Origin of the sequence: Kitasatospora sp. NPDC053057 (genome assembly GCF_044546945.1) — a bacterium.
Lineage (GTDB): Bacteria > Actinomycetota > Actinomycetes > Streptomycetales > Streptomycetaceae > Kitasatospora.
This window is the reverse complement of record NZ_JBITZP010000053.1, coordinates 24,857-43,975: the sequence shown is the minus strand read 5'-3', so window position 1 is coordinate 43,975 and position 19,119 is coordinate 24,857. Positions and strand designations below refer to the sequence as shown.

General features: G+C 69.3%; 19 protein-coding genes and 1 pseudogene. 16 read left to right on the top strand and 4 right to left on the bottom strand.

What is annotated here, in order from left to right:
* Positions 1-285: 285 nt before the first annotated feature.
* Together ACIG5E_RS34885 and ACIG5E_RS34880 are read left to right on the top strand one after the other, a co-directional pair.
* The gene (locus ACIG5E_RS34885; RefSeq protein ID WP_396540501.1) at positions 286-729 is read left to right on the top strand and encodes an integrase; all 444 of its coding nucleotides are present in this window, start codon (positions 286-288) and stop codon (positions 727-729) included.
* Positions 726-1,265 (top strand): hypothetical protein, encoded by a 540-nt coding sequence (locus tag ACIG5E_RS34880; protein ID WP_396540499.1) that lies wholly within the window; start codon positions 726-728, stop codon positions 1,263-1,265. The genes ACIG5E_RS34885 and ACIG5E_RS34880 overlap by 4 nt, the downstream gene beginning before the upstream one ends.
* A 72-nt stretch (positions 1,266-1,337) precedes the next feature.
* On the opposite strand, the gene ACIG5E_RS34875 is transcribed toward ACIG5E_RS34880, so the two are convergent.
* Positions 1,338-1,613: a hypothetical protein gene (locus tag ACIG5E_RS34875; protein ID WP_396540497.1), complete on the bottom strand. Its 276-nt coding sequence runs from the start codon at positions 1,611-1,613 to the stop codon at positions 1,338-1,340.
* 104 nt (positions 1,614-1,717) lie between these two features.
* Between ACIG5E_RS34875 and ACIG5E_RS34870 the strand changes: the two genes are divergently transcribed.
* From ACIG5E_RS34870 to ACIG5E_RS34845, 6 genes are all read left to right on the top strand, one after another.
* Positions 1,718-1,972: a hypothetical protein gene (locus tag ACIG5E_RS34870; protein ID WP_396540495.1), complete on the top strand. Its 255-nt coding sequence runs from the start codon at positions 1,718-1,720 to the stop codon at positions 1,970-1,972.
* A complete protein-coding gene (locus ACIG5E_RS34865; RefSeq protein WP_396540493.1) occupies positions 1,969-2,514 on the top strand; it encodes a hypothetical protein in 546 nt (181 codons plus the stop codon). The genes ACIG5E_RS34870 and ACIG5E_RS34865 overlap by 4 nt, the downstream gene beginning before the upstream one ends.
* 406 nt (positions 2,515-2,920) lie before the next feature.
* Positions 2,921-3,727: a class I SAM-dependent methyltransferase gene (locus ACIG5E_RS34860; RefSeq protein ID WP_396540491.1), complete on the top strand. Its 807-nt coding sequence runs from the start codon at positions 2,921-2,923 to the stop codon at positions 3,725-3,727.
* A complete protein-coding gene (locus ACIG5E_RS34855) occupies positions 3,724-5,061 on the top strand; it encodes a salicylate synthase (RefSeq protein ID WP_396540489.1) in 1,338 nt (445 codons plus the stop codon). The genes ACIG5E_RS34860 and ACIG5E_RS34855 overlap by 4 nt, the downstream gene beginning before the upstream one ends.
* A gap of 131 nt (positions 5,062-5,192) precedes the next feature.
* A complete protein-coding gene (locus ACIG5E_RS34850) occupies positions 5,193-5,408 on the top strand; it encodes a hypothetical protein (RefSeq protein ID WP_396540487.1) in 216 nt (71 codons plus the stop codon).
* A 148-nt stretch (positions 5,409-5,556) separates the two neighbouring features.
* Entirely contained in the window at positions 5,557-6,729 is a 1,173-nt protein-coding gene (locus ACIG5E_RS34845; protein WP_396540485.1) for an aminotransferase class I/II-fold pyridoxal phosphate-dependent enzyme, read from the top strand.
* On the opposite strand, the gene ACIG5E_RS34840 is transcribed toward ACIG5E_RS34845, so the two are convergent.
* Positions 6,679-7,281 (bottom strand): serine hydrolase, encoded by a 603-nt coding sequence (locus ACIG5E_RS34840; RefSeq protein WP_396540483.1) that lies wholly within the window; start codon positions 7,279-7,281, stop codon positions 6,679-6,681. The genes ACIG5E_RS34845 and ACIG5E_RS34840 overlap by 51 nt on opposite strands.
* A 19-nt stretch (positions 7,282-7,300) precedes the next feature.
* On the opposite strand from ACIG5E_RS34840, the pseudogene ACIG5E_RS34835 reads away from it, so the two are divergent.
* Positions 7,301-8,194: pseudogene (locus ACIG5E_RS34835) on the top strand (IS630 family transposase); the annotation flags it as partial.
* Between the two features lie 7 nt (positions 8,195-8,201).
* Here ACIG5E_RS34835 and ACIG5E_RS34830 read toward each other — a convergent pair.
* Entirely contained in the window at positions 8,202-8,726 is a 525-nt protein-coding gene (locus tag ACIG5E_RS34830; protein WP_396540481.1) for a MarR family winged helix-turn-helix transcriptional regulator, read from the bottom strand.
* Between the two features lie 53 nt (positions 8,727-8,779).
* On the opposite strand from ACIG5E_RS34830, the gene ACIG5E_RS34825 reads away from it, so the two are divergent.
* Positions 8,780-9,367, top strand: coding sequence for an NADPH-dependent FMN reductase (locus tag ACIG5E_RS34825; protein WP_396540479.1), 588 nt, complete (start codon positions 8,780-8,782; stop codon positions 9,365-9,367).
* A gap of 39 nt (positions 9,368-9,406) precedes the next feature.
* Here ACIG5E_RS34825 and ACIG5E_RS34820 read toward each other — a convergent pair whose 3' ends face one another.
* Positions 9,407-10,126: a helix-turn-helix domain-containing protein gene (locus tag ACIG5E_RS34820; RefSeq protein WP_396540477.1), complete on the bottom strand. Its 720-nt coding sequence runs from the start codon at positions 10,124-10,126 to the stop codon at positions 9,407-9,409.
* A 512-nt stretch (positions 10,127-10,638) separates the two neighbouring features.
* Here ACIG5E_RS34820 and ACIG5E_RS34815 point away from each other — a divergent pair.
* From ACIG5E_RS34815 to aspA, 6 genes are all read left to right on the top strand, one after another.
* Entirely contained in the window at positions 10,639-12,744 is a 2,106-nt protein-coding gene (locus ACIG5E_RS34815; protein ID WP_396540475.1) for a SpoIIE family protein phosphatase, read from the top strand.
* 297 nt (positions 12,745-13,041) lie between these two features.
* Entirely contained in the window at positions 13,042-14,157 is a 1,116-nt protein-coding gene (locus ACIG5E_RS34810) for a lactonase family protein (RefSeq protein ID WP_396540473.1), read from the top strand.
* A gap of 271 nt (positions 14,158-14,428) precedes the next feature.
* On the top strand, positions 14,429-15,106 hold the full coding sequence (locus tag ACIG5E_RS34805; RefSeq protein ID WP_396540503.1) for a FadR/GntR family transcriptional regulator: 678 nt from the start codon (positions 14,429-14,431) through the stop codon (positions 15,104-15,106).
* Entirely contained in the window at positions 15,103-16,542 is a 1,440-nt protein-coding gene (locus tag ACIG5E_RS34800) for an amino acid permease (protein ID WP_396540471.1), read from the top strand. Before ACIG5E_RS34805 ends, ACIG5E_RS34800 begins: the two co-directional genes overlap by 4 nt.
* 100 nt (positions 16,543-16,642) lie before the next feature.
* Entirely contained in the window at positions 16,643-17,659 is a 1,017-nt protein-coding gene (locus ACIG5E_RS34795; protein WP_396540469.1) for an asparaginase, read from the top strand.
* Between the two features lie 50 nt (positions 17,660-17,709).
* Positions 17,710-19,119, top strand: a complete 1,410-nt coding sequence (gene aspA, locus ACIG5E_RS34790; RefSeq protein ID WP_396540467.1) for an aspartate ammonia-lyase — start codon at positions 17,710-17,712, stop codon at positions 19,117-19,119.

The window sequence follows — 19,119 nt, the reverse complement described above, 5'->3', positions numbered from 1 at the left end:
CAGGCGTAGAGAACCTCGATCATCTCAAACCCACAGGGACACCTGTCGTCGTATCAGCCACGAACCCCCACCACTACCTGCGGATTCGGGTCTGACCACCCGGCGACCGCACCTCGGCCGAGGCATTCCACCCGTTCAGCCCCCAAGGCTCGACGGGATGACCGCCTCGGCCGACCCACATCCAGAGCCCGTTGAACAACAGATCATCAGATGTCAAGCACCCTCACGCCGACCTCTGCATGCGAGCTTGTACTCCGCTCTGCAGATGAACTCGTACCCCGACAGATGGGTTACAAGGCGATCTACCCGGCCGAGACGATCGAGGCCCATCGCGCCTTCATTGCCCGTCGCCGGGCCGCCCGACCCAGCGATGAGTATCGGACGCCGACCGAGGAGGAATGGGACGCTTTCCTCGCGCACTTCGAGAAGCGCAAGGTCTCCATCGGCACTTGCGCTCGTGCCTTTTCAAGCCCTTGTTTTCATGAACACGCTTGTGTCCGTTGCTCGCTCCTCCGGCCGGACCCGGCCCCGCGCGGCCGGTTGGGGGAGATCCGCGACAACCTCGTCGCCCGCATCGCCGAGGCCGAGCGCGAGGGCTGGCTAGGCGAGGTCGAAGGACTCAAGGTCAGCCTCGCCGGCGCCGAGGATAAGCTCGCCCAGATCGACAGGCGGTCCCAGAAGGCCACCATCAGCCTCGGCATGCCTACGACCAGGAGTGGGGGACGTTGAGTAGCGACGCATATCGAGAAGAACCAGGCCGCGATCTGAGCACGTGGACGCTCGACCAGCTGCAGACGTTCATCCATGACGCCCGCGGCCAGCAACTTGAGACGGCACGCGTCGCCGCGCAGGGACAGGCCTACAACTCCAGCCATCCCCAGGAAGCCCGTCGCCAGTGGGCGAAGCTGTCACTGCTCGCGAACCGGCGCATGCTCGACCACGCCGAGGGACGCTCTGCACGGGTGGCCCAGCAGGACTTCATGCTTCGGATGTGGGTGATCGACCGGCTGGGCCCCGACGACACGGACCCCGACTGGAGCCCCGAGGCGCTGGCGTCCGACACGCTCGACGCACTGACCTTCACGCCCACACAGGCCGCTGGTCTCGCCGAGGGCTGGCGCGACCTTCCCATCGAGCAGATCCGCGAGCTGCGGTGGCATAAGAACCTGACGGCCCATCTGGAAAGCCTGGTCGGTTACCTGGCACCTGGTCCGGTTCGTGAGCGACTCGTCACCTGGACCGCGACCCGACCGCTCTTGCCTTGACTAGCCCCCAGCGTTCAGGTCGCCTCAACTGACTTGCTTCAAGACGAGGTTCAACCAAACGGCGGTCGAAGATCAAAACGGAACCGACAGACCAGCGTCGCGCAGTCGGGCCAGAGCGACGGACATGCACTGCTGGACAGTCCTTCCGTCAGCTCGCATCCCATGCGCCAACGGGCCGCCGCTGGCGGCGAACGTCCACGCTGGCGCGTTGTCAGCCAGCCTCTCGGCGTCCATCCTGATCATGGCGTTCACACCCTGCTCGCCCAGCCACTCCAGGATCAGGAGTGTCACGTCCTCGACGCCGCGTTCCTCATCGATCTTCGGCCAACGGCCTCGGTTCCCAGTCATCACCCCAAACTCTATCGAGGCCCCGGAGGCGGAAAGGGGCCCCAACCGGCAAGTTCAGAGAAGCCTGTGTCAGGTGCCCCCTACTCCGCGTGGACCCAGCCCAGATGCCACGCCTCCAGGAGATCCGCGCCAATCTCGTCGACCGTCTCCAAGAGGCCAAGGAGCAGGGCTGGCTCGGCGAGGTCGCCGCCATCGAGACCACCATGGCCGCCGCCACGCAGAAGCTGGAGGCCATGCGCGAGCGTGCAACTCAGCCATCCACCGTTCACCTCGGCATGCCCGACATCCGACGCGACACCGGACGAAGCAGCGCCGACGCTGAGACAGCCTTCCCAACGGGTCCTAAGCTTCGCGGATGACCTACGAAGAGCTGTGCTGGGAACCGATAGCGGCGCTTCCAGAAGGAGAGCCCGAGACGTCCTTCGGCGGGCGTTGGAAGGACCGGCTCTGGTTGAACGTTCCTGGCCCCTTCTACACCGGCATCGCCGACAACTGTTGGACGGGCCGGCTGCACGCACCGCGTCATGTGCTCTACGGCGGCGAGTACTTCGGTGAATATGTGTATCGCCAGCCGACGACCACGGCCGAGGTCCTGAACCTGGTGACAGCAGCCCAGGAAGATCCGTACCGCGGCTATGCCTGCGACGGCGACAGCCGATGGACACCCGAGGCTGTTCGGGACTGGTGGCGCGACCGCGGACGGGTCACCGAGTACCTGGAGTCCCTGCTGCCCAGATGGTCGTCCAGCGACAGGTCTGACGAGCGGGAAGCCGCAGAGGGGCTGAGGGACTTTGCCACCTACATCACTGAAGGGCTCGGCGCGGACCTCCGGAAGTACCTCTTCCGGCTTGAAGAGGGCCGCTACCCGAAGAGCTCCGGACCACTGCCTGAGCTCCGATAAACAACGACGGCTTCGCTGCCCGCTCAGCTGTCGTTCCACCACGGTGATCTGATGGCTGCAGCGCCGTGATCTCCACGTCTTTTGCCGGTCGCTCATCGACAGCAATCGGAATATCGCGAACGCGTTCGTCACACCCAGATACGCAAGTCGCAGCAGCACGGTTGATCATCATGCCGCGCAGATCGCCTGCCGCACCAGAGCCCCGAACACAACTCCCACGGTCTGTGCCTGAAGACGGGCTCCCATCAGGGCGGATGAGGTTATCGGCAAGGGCAGGGTCGGAAGTGACGGGCGTCGTTCCAGGAAGCGGGCTGGCTCGTACAGCACAAATCCCCTGATGGAACGGGGAGTTCACATATCGCTACGTATGCCATAGGGTTCCCTTCGCGTCCAGGGGAGGGGCCTCATGTCTCGCTATCTGTTCGACAACACCGGTGCCGAGACCGGGGGCCGTTTCCACGCCCTGGAGTCCTGCTACGACTCCTTCTCCCGGCGCCAGCTGGAACTCACCGGACTCGCATCCGGCTGGAAGTGTCTGGAAGTCGGTGCCGGCAGCGGTTCCCTGGGCGATTGGCTCGGCGAACAGGTCGGCGGCAGCGGCGACGTCACGATCACCGATCTCGAGCCCTCCTGGGCCATCCCCCGACAGCGCCCGGACCACGTGCGCCTGCTCCAGCACGACATTGCGCGCGACCCGCTCCCCGGCGAAGGCTACGACCTGGTGCACGCCCGGCTCGTGCTGCTCCACCTGCCCGACCGGCTGCGCGTGCTGGAGCGGCTCGTCGATGCTCTGCGGCCGGGCGGATGGCTGGTGCTGGAAGAGTTCGACTGCGGGTGGACGCCCGTGCTGGCCGCGCCCGGGCAGGAGGCGCAGGACCTGTTCGAGCGTGTGCACACGGCATTGATGGGGCTGCTGGAGGACGCGGGAGCCGACCCGCTGTGGGGGCGTCGGGTACTCGCGGCGATGGCACGCACCGGGCTGGAAGACCTCGCCGCGGCGACATACGCCGAAGCATGGCCGGGCGGAGGCACCGGAATCGCCCTGCATCGCCACAACATCGACCAGGTGGCCGAACGCCTGATCGCCTCGGGGATCAAGCCCGGTGAGCTCGACGGCTTCCGCGCTCTTCTGGAAGACCGCCGATTCGTCGTTAACTCCTATCCGCTCATCAGCGTCCGGGGACGCCGACCGTCTGAAAGGACCGACCGGTGAACCGCCGGAGCTACCGGGAAGCACACCTCGACATACAGGAAGACCCGCTGCGCCTCATGGCGCGGCTGATCCGCAGCGGCTTGTTCGACTCGTACGTGGTGTACGAGGACGGCAGCCAGTGGTCCCTGGGCGGCAATGCCCTGGCGACCGTTCAGCTCAGCAGCGACGACGCAGCGGACCTGAACCGGGTCGAAGAACAACTCGCCGCCGTGCCGGTGAACGACTGGCGGGCCTACGGGTGGGCCGCGTTCGAGCTCGGTCCCGTGCTCGCCGGGATGGACATCCCCGAGAAGACACCCCTGCTGCATCTGGTCATCCCCGCCGACGAGGTACGCGTCGAAGGCGGCAGCGTGCTGGTGCGGTCCGTGGACCCCGAGCGCCTGGAGGGCCTGGTCCAGCTCGTGCGCACGGCAGGCGATGACATCAAACTGGCTGAGCGGATCAGCCTCTCGCTGGACGACACCGGAAACTACCAGGCAGCGGTCGCAGCAGCCCTCGTGGAAATCACCGGCGACGGCCCCCTCCACAAGGTCGTCCTCTCCCGGCGTCTGCCCGTGCCCACCGACGTGGACCTGGTCGCCACCTATGTCGCAGGCCGCCGGGCCAACACCCCGGCACGTTCCTTCCTGCTCAACCTCGGGGGAATCGAAGCAGCCGGGTTCAGCCCGGAGACCGTCGCCGAGGTCACCAGCGACGGCACCGTCACCACCCGGCCCCTGGCCGGCACCAGAGCTCTCACCGGATCAGAAGCCGACGACGCGCGCCTGCGCGCCCGCCTCCTCAGCGATCCGAAGGAAATCCACGAGCACGCCATCTCCGTCAAGCTCGCCTTGGAAGACCTCGCCGCCATCTGCGACAACCCGCTGGTGAGCGAATACATGACGGTGCAGGAACGCGGCTCCGTCCAGCACCTCGCCTCCACGGTCACCGGACGCCTGCGCCCCGGCCACGGCCCCTGGCAGGCCTTCGCCGCGCTCTTCCCCGCCGTCACCGCCACCGGCATCCCCAAGGCCCCGGCCTACCCCCTCATCCGATCACTCGAAGGACTACCCAGGGGCCTGTACGCAGGCGCCGTCCTCACCTGCGACTCCCTGGGCAACCTCGACGCCGCCCTCGTCCTGCGCAGCATCTTCCGGCAAGACGACCGCTGCTGGCTCCAAGCCGGCGCCGGCGTCGTACAGCAGTCCCGGCCGGAACGGGAGCACACGGAAACCTGCGAGAAGCTGCGCAGCATCGCCCCCTACGTGGTGCCTGCCGAGAGTTCAGCGGATGGCAGCGAGGGCAGACGGGCCATGCCGGCCAGGTCTCGGCATCGGGTGCACACTGACCGCTGATCAAGCGAATCCGCCGGCTCCACGCGTTCACCAACGGCCTCGAACTCGACCGCGCGGCCGTCGACGCCGACCTCACCCTCCCGCACCACAACGGCCGGACCGAAGGTATCAACACCCGTACCAAGCGCATCATGAGGCAGAAGCACGGCCGGCTCAAGAACTCCATCAAGATCTCCCCCAACCATCCGGCCGTTCTCAAGATCGACTATGAATTCAAGAACGCATCACCCAACTGCAGCCCCAGGCCTTGCGTCTCCGAGAAGAAGCAAGATGCCACGCTCTGGGTGAAGTCCGAAGGCCAGAAACGAGTAGGGCTGCCCCTTCCCTATGCCTACGGATACCTGTGACGGGCGGCCTGGAGCGGCGTGATCGCCCGCGGCGCACTACCGCCGCACCCTCCCCGTGAGCCGCGCGAAGCCGCCCCGTTTGCAAGGCCGGATGCGCGAGTAGAGTGCCGACCGAGGCTGTCGTGTACATCGTCTTCTGGAGGTGGGCATGGGCACAGGACGGCGGACGGCGCAGCCGTCGCTGTTTCGGATGCTGGAGCGGCACGAGTGGATCGAAGCCGAGCGCCTGCGGCCCAAGGGGCGGGTGTTCGTGTCGGACTACAACGGCGCGCATCCCTTCGTGGAGCGGTACCTGGGCGAGCTGGCAGACCTTGCGCCGCACCGCCTGGCGGACGTGACCCGCTACTCGGCCCTGGACGAGGACGCGGCGCTGCGTTCCAAGATCGGCCGTATGCACTCCCGCCTCGACGGCGCGGCCTACGAGGCGCAGAACGTGCTCCCTGCGGGAGGATCGAGCAGCCTGCTGGCCACGTTCGTCACGTGGCTGCTCGTCAACGGCCACCGGCGCATCCACTACCTGCCGCCGGTCTACTACAAACTCGCCTACCTGCTGCGTGAGTTCGGCATCACGCCGGTTCCCGCGGCCCGTACTCATGCCCACCAGGACGACTTCGAGCTGGAGCTGCCCGCCGAGCGGACCATCCTCGTCCTGACCGACCCCGTCTGGTACGCCGGGCGGCGCGTACCCGCCCACGTCCTTCAGGCCGTCGCCGCCTGGCAGCAGGCCACCGGCTCCCTGGTGTTCGTCGACGGCACCTTCCAGTACATGCCGTGGGACGGCTGCCTGGGCGAGGCCAGCGCCCGCCTGCCCGCCGAGCAGACCCTGCGCCTTGTCTGTCCCACCAAGTACCTGTCCATCCACGGCTATCGCGCCGCCCACCTGCTGGTGCCCACCGCGCTGCGCCGGCCGCTGGCGGACCTGCACATCAACCTGCACGGCGACGTCGCCGTCTCCGATCGCCTGTTCGCCCACCGCGCGGCCGACCTCATGCTGGAGGGCGGCAACGCCGATCTCGTGGGGCACATCCGCGACAACCACCGTGCGTTGACGGCGAGCGGTGCGCTGGCCGCCGAGGTCCCGGCCGAGTGCGGTTTCTTCCTCTTCGCCCGCCCCCGCGCGGCACTGGACCGTTTCCTCGCGATGGACGCGGAGTTCTTCGAACTCGGCGGCCACGAGGGCCATGTGCGGATCAACCTGCTCAACCGTGCCGGCATCGACGCACTGATCGCCGCCGCCCCCACCGGGCACGGCCCGCTACCGGATGCGGTGTCAGCGGCCGGCGGTGGCGATGGCATGCCGCCGGTGCCACACCCCGCGTGAGATGCGGGCCAGCAGCCGCGCAGCGGGATCCTCGACGTCGTGATCGTCGGCCAGCGGCCCGGTGTAGCACACGGCCAGCACGTAGGGCGGCGCGTCGTCCGGGTGGACGAGGGCGGCGCTGTGCCGCAAGCTGGGGAACCAGCCGTTCTTGCCGGCCAGACGGATGCCGGGCGGCAGGCCGGCGGCCAGGTCCACCCGGTGCGCGTTGTGCTCCATCAGGGCCAGGACCCCGGGCTCCAGCGATTGCAGCAGTCGTACCAGGTCCAGCGCGCTGACGCGGTTGTGCACCCCCGCGTCGCGGGCCGCGTAGTCCTCGATCCCGCGCGGGCTGCCGCCCACCGCCCCGGCCCGACGCCACACCTCGACCACCGCCTCCAGCCCGATCTGCTCCAGGCACAGGTTCGTCGCCAGGTTGGAGGAATGGGTGACCATCCGCTCGGCCAGCCAGCGCAGCGGCACACGCTCGCCGAAGTGCTCCCAGGGCAGTGGGTCGCTGTCCCAGGCGCGGCTGTTGCCGTACGCCGCGCCGGTCAGCGACCGGAACCGGTTCACCGCCGGCACCCGCGCGTGCAAGGGTGGCCGGCCGAGGACGTTCACCCTCGCGGAACGCCGGGAGATCAAGAAGATCGCCAAGTCCAAGCCGGCCGAGCACGGCCTGCCCTTCTCGACCTGGAGTCTGGCCAAGCTGGCCGACTTCCTGGTCGCCGAGGGGGTGGTCGACGATATCAGCCACGAGGGCCTTCGGGTCCTGCTCCGCGAGGAGGGCGTGTTGTTTTAACGTGTGAAGACCTGCAAGGCCTCCCGCGACCCCGACTACGCCACGAAGAAGGCCCGCGTCGAGCACCTCTACGCGATCGCCGACGGCGAGGTCATACCCGAGGACGGAGAGCCCGAAGTCGTTTTCTGCATGGACGAGTTCGGCCCCCTCAACCTCCAGCCCCTCCCCGGACGGCAGTGGGCCGAACGCGGCGGAAGGCACAAGGACCCCCACCGCGATCCGCGCCCGCGCAGGCGGGCGACCTACACCCGCCCGCACGGGGTCCGGTACCTGTTCGCGGCCTTCGACCTGGCCAAGGACCAGCTCTATGGGCACATCAAGAAAACCAAGAACCGCTCGAAGTTCCTGGAGTTCTGCCGCTACCTGTGCTCGCTGCACCCGATGGACGTGCGCATCGCGATCGTCGGTGATAACTACTCACCGCACCTGACGACGAAGCGATGTCAACGGGTCGGGACGTGGGCTGCGGCGAACAACGTCGAGATCGCCTACACCCCGACCAACAGCTCGTGGCTCAACCGGATCGAGGCCCAGTTCACCGCCCTGCGCTACTTCGCCCTCGACGGCACCGACCACGCCAGCCACAAGGAGCAGGGCAGCATGATCCGCCGCTACATCATCTGGCGGAACAAGCACGGCGCCGACGAACGCCTACGCGCAGTCGTCGCCAGGGCGAACGTTGCCTGATGCGGCACTAGGATGCGCCGTCGCCGGCAGTCTCGCTGCGGTGCGGCCCGAGGCGGTCGACTGCTTGCTCGCTCCATGCCCGGATGACTGATGCCTGCTCGGGGGTCAGTGAGTCGAGGAAGTGGCGGCGGATGTTGCCGCCGTGCACGAGGATGGCACTCTGGGCGGCGCGGCGCCCCTGGGCGGTCAGTCCGATCCCCGCACGGCGACCATCGGCCCCGTACTGGGTGCGCTTGACGAAGCCGCGTTTTTCCATCCTCGTCAGCTGGTGTGAGACGCGGCTCTTGTCCCAGTCGAGTGACTCGGAGAGCTCGCCGACCCGCATCTCGCTGCCGGCGGCCTGCCACAGCGTCACCAGCACGCTGAACTCGGGCTTCGAGATATCGCAGTCACGCTGTAGACCACGCTCCAGCTCCCTGGTGAGCAGGCGCTGCGCGCGCATCCAGGTATCCCAGAACTCCCACTCCTCCGGTTCCAGTGATCGAGTCTCTGTCATGTCACCGAGAATACCCCCGACCAGCAGAGTTGTCACGTCAACTATCCTCGACCTAGAGTTGACACATCAACTCTCTCGAAGGGAAGACCATGACACTTCGCATCGCACTCATCCTCGGAAGCACCCGCCCCGGACGCCGCGGCGACCAGATCGCCGCCTGGGTACTGGAGGTCGCCCGTGCCCACGGCGGTGCCGACTACGAACTCGTCGACCTCGCCGACCACAACCTCGGCAACCTCGACGAGCCCGGCAACCCGAACCTCCAGCAGTACCAGCACGACCACACCCGCGCCTGGGGCGCACTCATCGACAGCTTCGACGGCTACGTGTTCCTCGTCCCCGAGTACAACCACTCCTACCCCGGAGCGCTGAAGAACGCCCTGGACTACGTCTACCGGGAGTGGAACGACAAGGCCGCCGGGATCATCAGCTACGGCGGCTGGGTCGCCGGAGCCCGGGCCGCCGAGGCGCTGCGGCTCGTCCTCGCCGAACTCCAGGTGGCCACGGTCCGCGCCCAGCCCACCATCTCGACACACCCCTCGTTCCACACCGGCGCCTTCGTCCCCCAGGAGGGCCTCGACACCGCCGTGGGCGGCATGCTCGACCAGGTGATCGCGTGGTCCGGTGCGCTGCGCGAGGTGCGCGAGGCCAAGAGGCAGACGGCCACGGCTGCATGAGGCCCAGTTCGTGGCCGATCGCGTGCTAGCCGTGCCGCATCAGGCAACGTTCGCCCTGGTGACGACTGCGCGTAGGCGTTCGTCGGCGGCGTGCTTGTTCCGCCAGATGATGTAGCGGCGGATCATGCTGCCCTGTTCCTTGTGGCTGGCGTGGTCGGTGCCATCGAGGGCGAAGTAGCGCAGGGCGGTGAACTGGGCCTCGATCCGGTTGAGCCAGGAGCTGTTGGTCGGGGTGTAGGCGATTTCGACGTTGTTCGCCGCGGCCCACGTTCCGACCCGCTGGCACCGCTTGGTGGTCAGGTGCGGCGAGTAGTTGTCGCAGATGATCGCAATGTGAACGTCCGCCGGGTGTAGCTCGTGGCTGATGTCGTCGACCACCCCCTCGGCGACCAGGAAGTCGGCCAGCTTGGCCAGGCTCCAGGTCGAGAACGGCAGGCCGTGCTCAGCCGGCTTGGACTTGGCGATCTTCTTGATCTCGCGGCGCTCGGGCAGCGTGAACGTCCTCGGCCGTCCGCCCTTGTATTTCGGGTAGAGCGAGTCGAAGCCGTCGGCGTTGAAGTTGTGGATCACGTCGCGGACCCGGTCCGCGCTGGTGAACGTTACCTCGGCGATCTTCGCCACGGGCATGCGCTGGGCGGACAGCAGCACCATCTGGGCCCGCCGCCAGGTCACCACCGACCCAGTGCCCCGGCGGGCGATCCGCAGCAGCCGTCTTCCCTCGTCGTCATCGATCTCACGGACCTGCACGCGTTCAGCCACATGATCATTCTGACGGCCCGCTACCGCCCGGCATAGCAACCGGGCGATACGTCACGATGGGGCAAACCTTGCCTGATGCGGCACTAGGAACGGACCATGATCCATCGCGTCGGCCGGCGGGTGTCACGTCTGCCCCCAGGCCATCGGCCCGGCGGCGTACCCCGCGTACATCCCCGGGGTGACGCGCGGAGCCGACGCCGATCAATGCGATCTCCGCCCGGTCCGCCCGAAGAAGTCCGCCGCCGAGGTCGAGAACGAGAAGCTGCGCCGGCAGGTGGACCGGCTGGAGACTGCCGGGCACGCCCGAGGGAATCGGCCAGGTGCGGACGGCCGGAGGACCGCGCACGCGAGCCGATCCCGGTAGCTCTGCGTGACCATTTTGGTGGGCGATCGAGGGTCCGCCAGTGGGCGGCGGCTGCCTGGCTGGCGGCTTCGGGCCGGGGCGGGACGATGGAGTGAACCGACGTCGTCCTTGCCGGCGGGGGTGGGCGTCGGCGGGAGGAGGTGGCCGGATGGAGGCCGGGCACGCGACGCCGTCGGGTGCCGCCCAGCAGGACCGGGATCCCGCGATGGAGCCGGGTGGGCTGCTGGACGTGCTGGGCGTCGCCGCGGTGGTGCTGGACGCGCAGGGTCGGATCGTGCTGTGGAGCCCGCAGGCCGAGGACCTGTTCGGCTACCGGGCGGCCGAGGCCCTCGGCCGTCCCGCCGCCCAGGTGCTGGTCGACGAGCAGCACCTGGAGCTGGTGCTGTCGCTGTTCGCGAGGGTGATGGCCGGCGGCGGGGCGTGGGCCGGAGTCTTCCCGGTGCGGCACAAGGACGGATCCACGCTGCTGGCCGAGTTCCGCAACATGCGCCTGGAGGACGAGAACGGCCAGTACTACGCGCTCGGCCTGGCGTCCGACCAGGCCACACTGCGCCGCCTGGAACGGGACCTCGCGCTGTCCCTGCGCCTGGTGGAGCAGTCCCCGATCGGCCTGTCGGTGATGGACACGGACCTGCGGTACGTCCTGATCAACCCGGCGCTGGAGCGCATCAACGGCCTGCCGGCCGCCGAGTGCCTGGGCCACACCGTCCGGGAGGCGCTGCCGTTCCTGGACGCCGACGCGATCGAGGCGGCGATGCGGCAGGTGCTGGCCACCGGCACCCCGCTGCTGAACCGGTTCACCATGGGCCGCACCCACGCCGACCCCGGGACCGAACATGCCTGGTCCGCCTCCTTCTACCGCCTGGAGGACCCTGCCCACCGCGTGATCGGCGTCGCCGTCACGGTCATCGACGTCACCGAGCAACACCGGGCCTCCACCGCTGCGGCGGCGGCCCGCCGGCGCCTCACCGTCGTCGCCGAGGCCTCCGAACGCATCGGTACCACCCTCGACCTCGACACCACCACCCGCGAACTCGCCGACGTCCTCGTCCCGGAGTTCGCCGACCTCGCCGCCGTCGACATCCTGGAAACCGTCCTCACCGACAGCCCGCCCCCGACCGGCACGGACGACCCGGTCCTGATCCGGGCCCTCGCCGTCAAAGCCGCGTACCCCACACCCGCCCTCGACGCCGCCGATCCCGTCGGCCGGATCGCCCGGTACGACGCCTCCCGCCTGATCACCCGCTGCGCCCGCACCGGCCGCCCCATCCTGTTGGCCCACGTCACCGACCGTGATCTGCCGCGCATCGCCCGGGACGACGAGGCCGCCGAACTGCTGAGGCAGGCCCGGGTCCACTCCTACCTGGCCGTACCGTTGCGCGCCCGGGGCCAGGTCCTGGGCGCGCTCGACCTCAAACGCGCCCGCAACGATCAGCCGTTCGACCACGACGACCTGGTACTGGCCGGTGAACTCGCCGCCCGTGCCGCCGTCGCCATCGACAACGCCCGCTGGTACCAGCGCCAGCGCCACGCCGCCCTCGCCCTCCAGCGTCACCTGCTGCCCGGCTCGCCCCCGCAACCACCCGGGCTGGAAGTCGCCTACCGCTACCAGCCGACGGCGAGTGTCGGCGAGGTCGGCGGCGATTGGTTCGACGTCATCCCCTTGGGTGCCGACATGACGGCTCTGGTGGTCGGGGACGTCATGGGCAGCGGCATCAACGCAGCCGCCACCATGGGCCAACTCCGCACCGCCGCACGGACCCTGGCAGGTCTCGACCTGGCGCCCGCCGCCGTCCTCACCCACCTCGACCGGATCGCCGCCGACCTCGGAGAGTCCATCGCCACCTGCGTCTACGCCGTGCATGACCCCCACCACCGCCGCAGCCGCATCGCCACCGCCGGCCATCTGCCCCCGGTCCTCACCCGCCCGGGGCGTCCGCCGGTACTCCTCGACCTGCCCACCGGCGCACCCCTCGGCGTTGGCGGCGTCGCCTTCCGCGACACCCTCCTCGACCTCGCGGTCGGCGACGAACTCGTCCTCTACACGGACGGGTTGGTGGAGACCCGTGACCACGACATCGACACCCGCCTCGCGGCCCTCACCGACCTCCTCGGGAGGCCCCGCCGCTCCCCGGAGGAGACCTGCGACCTCCTCCTCGGCGGCCTGCGCCACCGGAGTGGACACGACGACATCGCCCTGCTCGTCGCCCGCGTCAGACCTCTGCCGCGTGCGGGCGGAACCGCGGGTTCGTGAGCCGGCCCGAGAAGCACTGTGCGGCGGCTACGGGGGGAGGGCGCGGGTGAGCAGGTCGGGCCCGGTGGTCGGACGTGGTTCGGTTCTTGAAGGGCTTGACCGTCCATGGCACTGGCAACGGGGCGATGCCGGCGGGGGCTCGAGTCAGTCGACGAAGCCTGACCGGCGCTCCCTGCCGAACGGCGGCGCACCGTAGGATGTCAGGCGGGTTTCGAGGCCGGGGGTCGACTTCCGCGGAGCGGACCTGGCGGGGATGCCGCCCGTAACCCGCCACGCCGACGGACGGCTCGCCGAACGGTGAGCGGAAAGCAGACACCCTTGAGCTTCGCGCCGAACCGCTCTCCGTCCGCGACGTCCGGTGGCTCGCTGGTCGTCGGCAGCGCGGCTCCGGGCAGTACCCCCGGAGCCGGCCTGAGCACCGTTCGCTACGACGGAACCGGCGGCATGAGCCTCGTCCGGACACTGTCCGTCGACCACGCTTCCTACGTGGCCGTCGACCCCGGGCGCGCGGTTCTCCACGCCGTCGTGGAGCAGGAAGCCGGACACGTCCTGTCCTTCGGGGTCGATTCGGGCACCATGACGCCGGCCCCACGTGCTGCGGCCGCCAGCGGCGGCGCCGGACCTTGCCACCTCGCCGTCCACCCCAGCGGTTCACACCTGTTCGTGGCCCACTACGGTGACGGCGTCCTTTCGGTCCTTCCCCTGGGAGCGGACGGCGTGGTCGGCACCGGCGAGCCGCTGCAGACCATCCGCCATTCCGGGCGGGAGCGCGACGGTGAGCTGCTCACCTCGCCTCACGCCCACATGGCCGCGCCTTCGCCCGACGGGCGGTTCGTGCTGTGCACCGACCTCGGCACCGACCGGATCCACGTTTACGCCTTCACCGGGGGCACCGGCCGACTCCGTGCTCACCAGACGGTCCAGCTGCCGGGCGGCAGGGGGCCCCGGCACCTCGTGTTCCACCCCTCGGCCCGGTACGTCCACGTGCTCAACGAACTCTCCTCCACCCTCACCGTCTGCACCTGGGACGCACTCTCCGGCCGCCTCGAACCCACCGGCGAGCTGGAGACCCGGCGGGACCCGGGCGCGCCGAACACCAACTACGCGGCGGCCGTCCGGTTGTCCGCGGACGGCCGCTTCCTCTACACGACCAACCGGGGAGACGACGCGATCGCCGTCCACGTCGTTCGCGATGACGGTGCGTCCGTCGAGCTGCTCACCACCGTCGCGTGCGGCGGGTCCTGGCCCCGGGACATCGCCCTCACACCCGACGGGCGGCTCCTGTTCTGCGCGAACCAGGGCTCTGACTCGCTGACGGCTTTCCACCTCGACCCGTTGTCCGGGGCTCTGACCCAGGCCGGAGAGCCGTTGGCGATCACCCAGCCCACGTCCGTCCTGCCGATCCGCCCCTGAGCGGAGAGGTCCGGTCGGGGCCGCACGGCTGCGGAGCCTAACCGCCTGGCCTGCTGTCCGACAGGTTCACGAGCCGATCCTGCGGCCCGCGATGAGGCCGTGTCAAGGCGTCGTTCGCCACCTGTTCACCAGTGGGGAGCAGCGGCGTTCCCCGATCGTCTCCGCCGTCGGCTCAGGACTCTTGACAGCACTGCACGGCATCCCCCAGGATCGCCCCGTGAACCTGTCAGACAGCCAGACAGTCAGTCCGATGCCCCGGCGTGTGAGTGCCATGGAAGCGGTGTTCGGCCATCTCCGCGGTGCCATCGAGCGCGGTGAGTACGTGGTGGGGGACAAGCTCCCCTCCGAAGCGGAGCTGTGCCGCACCCTGGAGGTCAGTCGGCCCGTGCTGCGGGAGGCGCTCCGGGCTCTCCAGGCCATGGGACTGACCGTCTCGAAGACCGGGAGGGGCACCTTCGTCGTGGCGAACACGGTCGAGGACCCCACCTTCGGCGACTACGCCGCCAGCGACCTCCTGGAGGTGCGCCGGCACGTCGAGATCCCGGTCGCCGGGTACGCGGCGCTGCGCCGCACCCCGGAGGACCTGGACCACTTGGCCCACCTGCTCGACCGGATGGAGCGGGAGACCGACACCACGGCCTGGGTCGCACTGGACACCGTCTTCCATCTGGCGGTGGCCGAGGCCTCCCGCAACCCGGTCTTCCGTCGGGTCATCGAGGAGATCCGCGACGCACTGGCGCGTCAGTCGGCCTTCCTCAACGAGCTGGGCGATCGACGCGAGCAGTCCAACTGCGAGCACCGGGCGATCGTCGAAGCGCTGGTCGACGGTTCCGAGCCGGACGCGGTGGAGGCCATGTCCCACCACTTGCGCCGCGTCGAGGCGACCCTCACAGACATCGTGCGCCCCCAGCGCGCGGATACCCCGACAGAAGGCAGACCCGAGGCGTGAGCGAGCATTTCCTCAAAGACGAGAAGCGCCCCTCCACCCGTCACGTCGACGCCGGGGACACCGGCTACAGCAAGTCCTTGAAACCCCGGCACGTCAACATGATCGCCATCGGCGGTGCCATCGGCACCGGCCTCTTCCTCGGCGCCGGGGGACGTCTCGCCGAGGCCGGTCCCTCCCTGTTCGTCGCCTACGCGGTCTGCGGCGTCTTCGCGTTCCTCGTGGTGCGCGCGCTCGGCGAACTCGTCCTGTACCGCCCGTCCTCCGGCGCCTTCGTGTCGTACGCCCGTGAGTTCCTGGGCGAGAAGGGCGCCTACACCGCCGGCTGGATGTACTTCCTCAACTGGGCGACCACCGGCATCGCCGACATCACCGCGGTGGCCACGTACACCCATTACTGGCACCTGTTCTCCGACGTCCCGCAGTGGGTGATCGCGCTCATAGCCCTGGCCGTGGTCCTCACCGTGAACCTCATCTCGGTGCGGATCTTCGGCGAACTGGAGTTCTGGTTCGCCATCGTGAAGGTCAGTGCCCTGGTGGTCTTCATGGGCATCGCGATCTTCCTGCTCGTCACCCGGCACCCGGTCGACGGCGCCGTGCCCGGTCCCTCCCTGATCACGGACAACGGCGGGATCTTCCCCAACGGTCTGCTGCCGATGCTGCTGATCATCCAGGGCGTCGTCTTCGCCTACGCCTCAGTCGAACTGGTCGGCGTCACCGCGGGTGAGACCGAGAACCCCGAGAAGATCATGCCGAAGGCGATCAACTCGATCATGTGGCGGGTGGGCCTGTTCTACGTCGGTTCGGTGCTCCTGCTGTCGATGCTGCTGCCGTGGAACAAGTACACCGCCGGCCAGAGCCCCTTCGTGACCGTGCTCTCCCACATCGGTGTGCCGGCCGCCGGCAGCGTGATGAACCTGGTGGTCCTCACCGCGGCGATGTCCTCGCTCAACTCCGGTCTCTACTCCACCGGCCGCATCCTGCGCTCGATGGCCGTCAACGGCTCCGCCCCGCGCTTCACCGCCCGGATGAGCCGCAGCCAGGTGCCCTACGGCGGCATCCTGCTCACCAGCGGCATGTGCGTGCTCGGCGTGGGCCTCAACTTCGTGGTGCCCGCCGACGCGTTCGAGATCGTGCTCAACCTCGCCGCGATCGGCATCCTCGCCACCTGGGGCATGATCATGATCTGCCACCTCTTCTTCTGGCGGAAGACCCGGGCCGGCGAACTGACCCGCCCCGCCTACCGGCTGCCGGGCTCGCCCTGGACCGAACTCGTGACGCTGGCCTTCCTCGCCACCGTCCTGGTCCTGATGTACGCCGACGGCGGCGCCGGACGCACCACCGTGCTCTGCGTACCGCTGATCGCCGCCGTGCTGGTCGCCGGCTGGTACGCGATCCGCGGCCGCCTCGCACGCGAAGCCGCCAGGTCCGACGGCTGACACCGGGCGGTGGCCCTCGACGCGGGGACGATCCCGCCGCTGTCGAGGGCCACCGCCCGGCCGACTGACCGGCAGCGACCCACCACCGAACGAGGCAGTGATGCACACCAGTTCCCCCGCGGACGCCCCCGTCGTCCGCGAGCCCCGGCACGCCCCCGTCGCCCACGTCACCCGCGGCGGCATGATCGAGGGGGTCCACCACGGCTCCGTCGTCGTCCTCGACGGCGACGGCGAAGTCCGGTTCCGGCTCGGCGACATCGAGGTCGCCTGCTACCCACGATCCGCCCTCAAGCCGCTCCAGGCCGTCGCCATGGTGCGCGCCGGTCTGCCGCTCGACGGCGAGCTCCTCTCCCTCGCGATGGGCAGCCACTCCGGGGAGGAGCGCCACCTCGCGGGCACCCGACGGATCCTCGAACTGGCCGGTCTCGGCGAGCGCGACCTGCGCAACGTCCCGGACCTCCCGTACGACCCGGCGGTGCGGGACACCTGGGTGCGGGGTGGACGCCCGCCCTCCCGCCTCGCCCAGAACTGCTCCGGTAAGCACGCGGCGATGCTCTACCTCTGCAAGCTCAACGGTTGGCCCCTGGCGACGTACCTCGACCCCGCACACCCGCTCCAGACCGCGATAGCCGAGCTCGTCCAGGAGCTCACCGGCCAGCGCGCCGCCCATGTCAGCGTGGACGGCTGCGGCACCCCGCTGTTCGCCGTCTCCCTGCACGGCCTCGCCCGTGCCGCCTCCCGCATCGCCACGGCGCTGCCGGGCACTCCCGAATTCAGGGTCGCGGACGCGCTGCGCGCTCACCCGGAGATGGCGTCGGGGACCGGACGCGACACGGCCGCGCTGATGCGCGCGGTGCCCGGGCTGCTCGCCAAGGACGGTTTCGAAGGAGTCCAGATCGCCGCGCTGCCGGACGGCCGCGCCATCGCGGTGAAGATCGCGGACGGGGCGAACCGGGCTCGGATCCCGGTGGCGGCCGCCGCCCTGGCGCTGGCGGGCGTCGATCCCCGCCTGCTGGCGGACTGCGCCGGTGAGGCGACGGCGGGCGGCGGCCGGCGCGTCGGCAGCGTACGGCCGGTGTCCGCACTGGCACCGCACGCCCGCACCCGTCCCGCGTGACCGACCGCCGACCCGCTACCACCCGACCCCAGGAAGAGGACCCGCACACGATGACGACCGCCACCCGGAGCGAACACGACCTGCTCGGAGACCGCGACGTCCCCGCCGACGCCTACTGGGGCGTCCACACCCTGCGTGCCACCGAGAACTTCCCCATCACGGGCACAACCATCTCCACCTACCCGCACCTGATCGACGCCCTCGCCGCCGTCAAGGAGGCCGCCGCCCTCGCCAACGAGGAACTCGGCCTGCTGGAGCCCCGGAAGGCCGCCGCGATCGTCGCCGCCTGCCGGGAGATCCGTGGCGGAGAGCTGCACGACCAGTTCGTCGTCGACGTCATCCAGGGCGGCGCCGGCACCTCGACCAACATGAACGCCAACGAGGTCATCGCCAACCGGGCGCTGGAGCTGCTGGGGCACGCCAAGGGCGAGTACCGGCACCTGCACCCCAACGAGGACGTCAACCTCGGCCAGTCCACCAACGACGTCTACCCGACGGCCGTTCGGATCGCGACCGTCTTCGCGGTGCGCGGCCTGCTCGACGCGATGGCCGTCCTCCAGGACGCCTTCGCCGGCAAGGCCGTCGAGTTCCGCGACATCCTGAAGATGGGCCGCACGCAGCTGCAGGACGCCGTGCCGATGACGCTCGGTCAGGAGTTCTCGACGTTCGCGGTCATGCTGGACGAGGACCGCAGCCGGCTCGCGGAGGCCGCCGAGCTGATCCACGAGATCAACCTCGGCGCCACCGCGATCGGCACCGGCCTCAACGCTCCGGCCGGGTACGCCGAAGCCGCCCGCCGCCATCTCGCGGACATCTGCGGGCTGCCCCTGGTCACCGCCGCCAACCTGGTCGAGGCCACCCAGGACTGCGGCGCGTTCGTCCAGATGTCCGGCGTGCTCAAGCGCATAGCCGTCAAGCTGTCGAAGAGCTGCAACGACCTGCGACTGCTCTCCTCCGGGCCACGGGCGGGCCTGGGCGAGATCAACCTGCCGCCGGTGCAGGCCGGTTCGAGCATCATGCCCGGCAAGGTCAACCCGGTGATCCCCGAGGTCGTCAACCAGGTCGCCTTCGAGGTGATCGGCAACGACGTCGCGATCACCATGGCCGCCGAGGCGGGCCAGCTCCAGCTCAACGCCTTCGAGCCGATCATCCTGCACTCGCTGTCGGAGTCGATCACCCATCTGCGCGCCGCCTGTCTCACCCTCGCCGAGCGCTGTGTCGTCGGCATCACGGCCAACACCGAGGTGCTGCGTGCGACCGTCGAGAACTCCATCGGCCTGGTGACCGCCCTCAACCCCCACATCGGGTACACGGCCGCCACCGACATCGCCAAGGAGGCCCTCGCCAGCGGCCGGGGCGTGGCCGAACTCGTACTGGAGAAGGGGCTGCTACCGGCCGAGCGGCTCGCCGCTCTGCTGCGACCCGAAGTGATCGCGGGCAGCGGCGCTCCCGCGGTTTGA

Excerpts from the sequence above, each read along its gene's own strand:
- aspA (WP_396540467.1), top strand. The coding sequence starts at position 17,710 with ATGACGACCGCCACCCGGAGCGAACACGACCTGCTCGGAGACCGCGAC.
- ACIG5E_RS34850 (WP_396540487.1), top strand. The coding sequence starts at position 5,193 with ATGAGGCAGAAGCACGGCCGGCTCAAGAACTCCATCAAGATCTCCCCC.
- ACIG5E_RS34885 (WP_396540501.1), top strand. The coding sequence starts at position 286 with ATGGGTTACAAGGCGATCTACCCGGCCGAGACGATCGAGGCCCATCGC.
- ACIG5E_RS34865 (WP_396540493.1), top strand. The coding sequence starts at position 1,969 with ATGACCTACGAAGAGCTGTGCTGGGAACCGATAGCGGCGCTTCCAGAA.
- ACIG5E_RS34875 (WP_396540497.1), bottom strand. The coding sequence starts at position 1,613 with ATGACTGGGAACCGAGGCCGTTGGCCGAAGATCGATGAGGAACGCGGC.
- ACIG5E_RS34815 (WP_396540475.1), top strand. The coding sequence starts at position 10,639 with ATGGAGGCCGGGCACGCGACGCCGTCGGGTGCCGCCCAGCAGGACCGG.
- ACIG5E_RS34805 (WP_396540503.1), top strand. The coding sequence starts at position 14,429 with ATGGAAGCGGTGTTCGGCCATCTCCGCGGTGCCATCGAGCGCGGTGAG.
- ACIG5E_RS34795 (WP_396540469.1), top strand. The coding sequence starts at position 16,643 with ATGCACACCAGTTCCCCCGCGGACGCCCCCGTCGTCCGCGAGCCCCGG.
- ACIG5E_RS34825 (WP_396540479.1), top strand. The coding sequence starts at position 8,780 with ATGACACTTCGCATCGCACTCATCCTCGGAAGCACCCGCCCCGGACGC.
- ACIG5E_RS34860 (WP_396540491.1), top strand. The coding sequence starts at position 2,921 with ATGTCTCGCTATCTGTTCGACAACACCGGTGCCGAGACCGGGGGCCGT.
- ACIG5E_RS34870 (WP_396540495.1), top strand. The coding sequence starts at position 1,718 with ATGCCACGCCTCCAGGAGATCCGCGCCAATCTCGTCGACCGTCTCCAA.
- ACIG5E_RS34845 (WP_396540485.1), top strand. The coding sequence starts at position 5,557 with ATGGGCACAGGACGGCGGACGGCGCAGCCGTCGCTGTTTCGGATGCTG.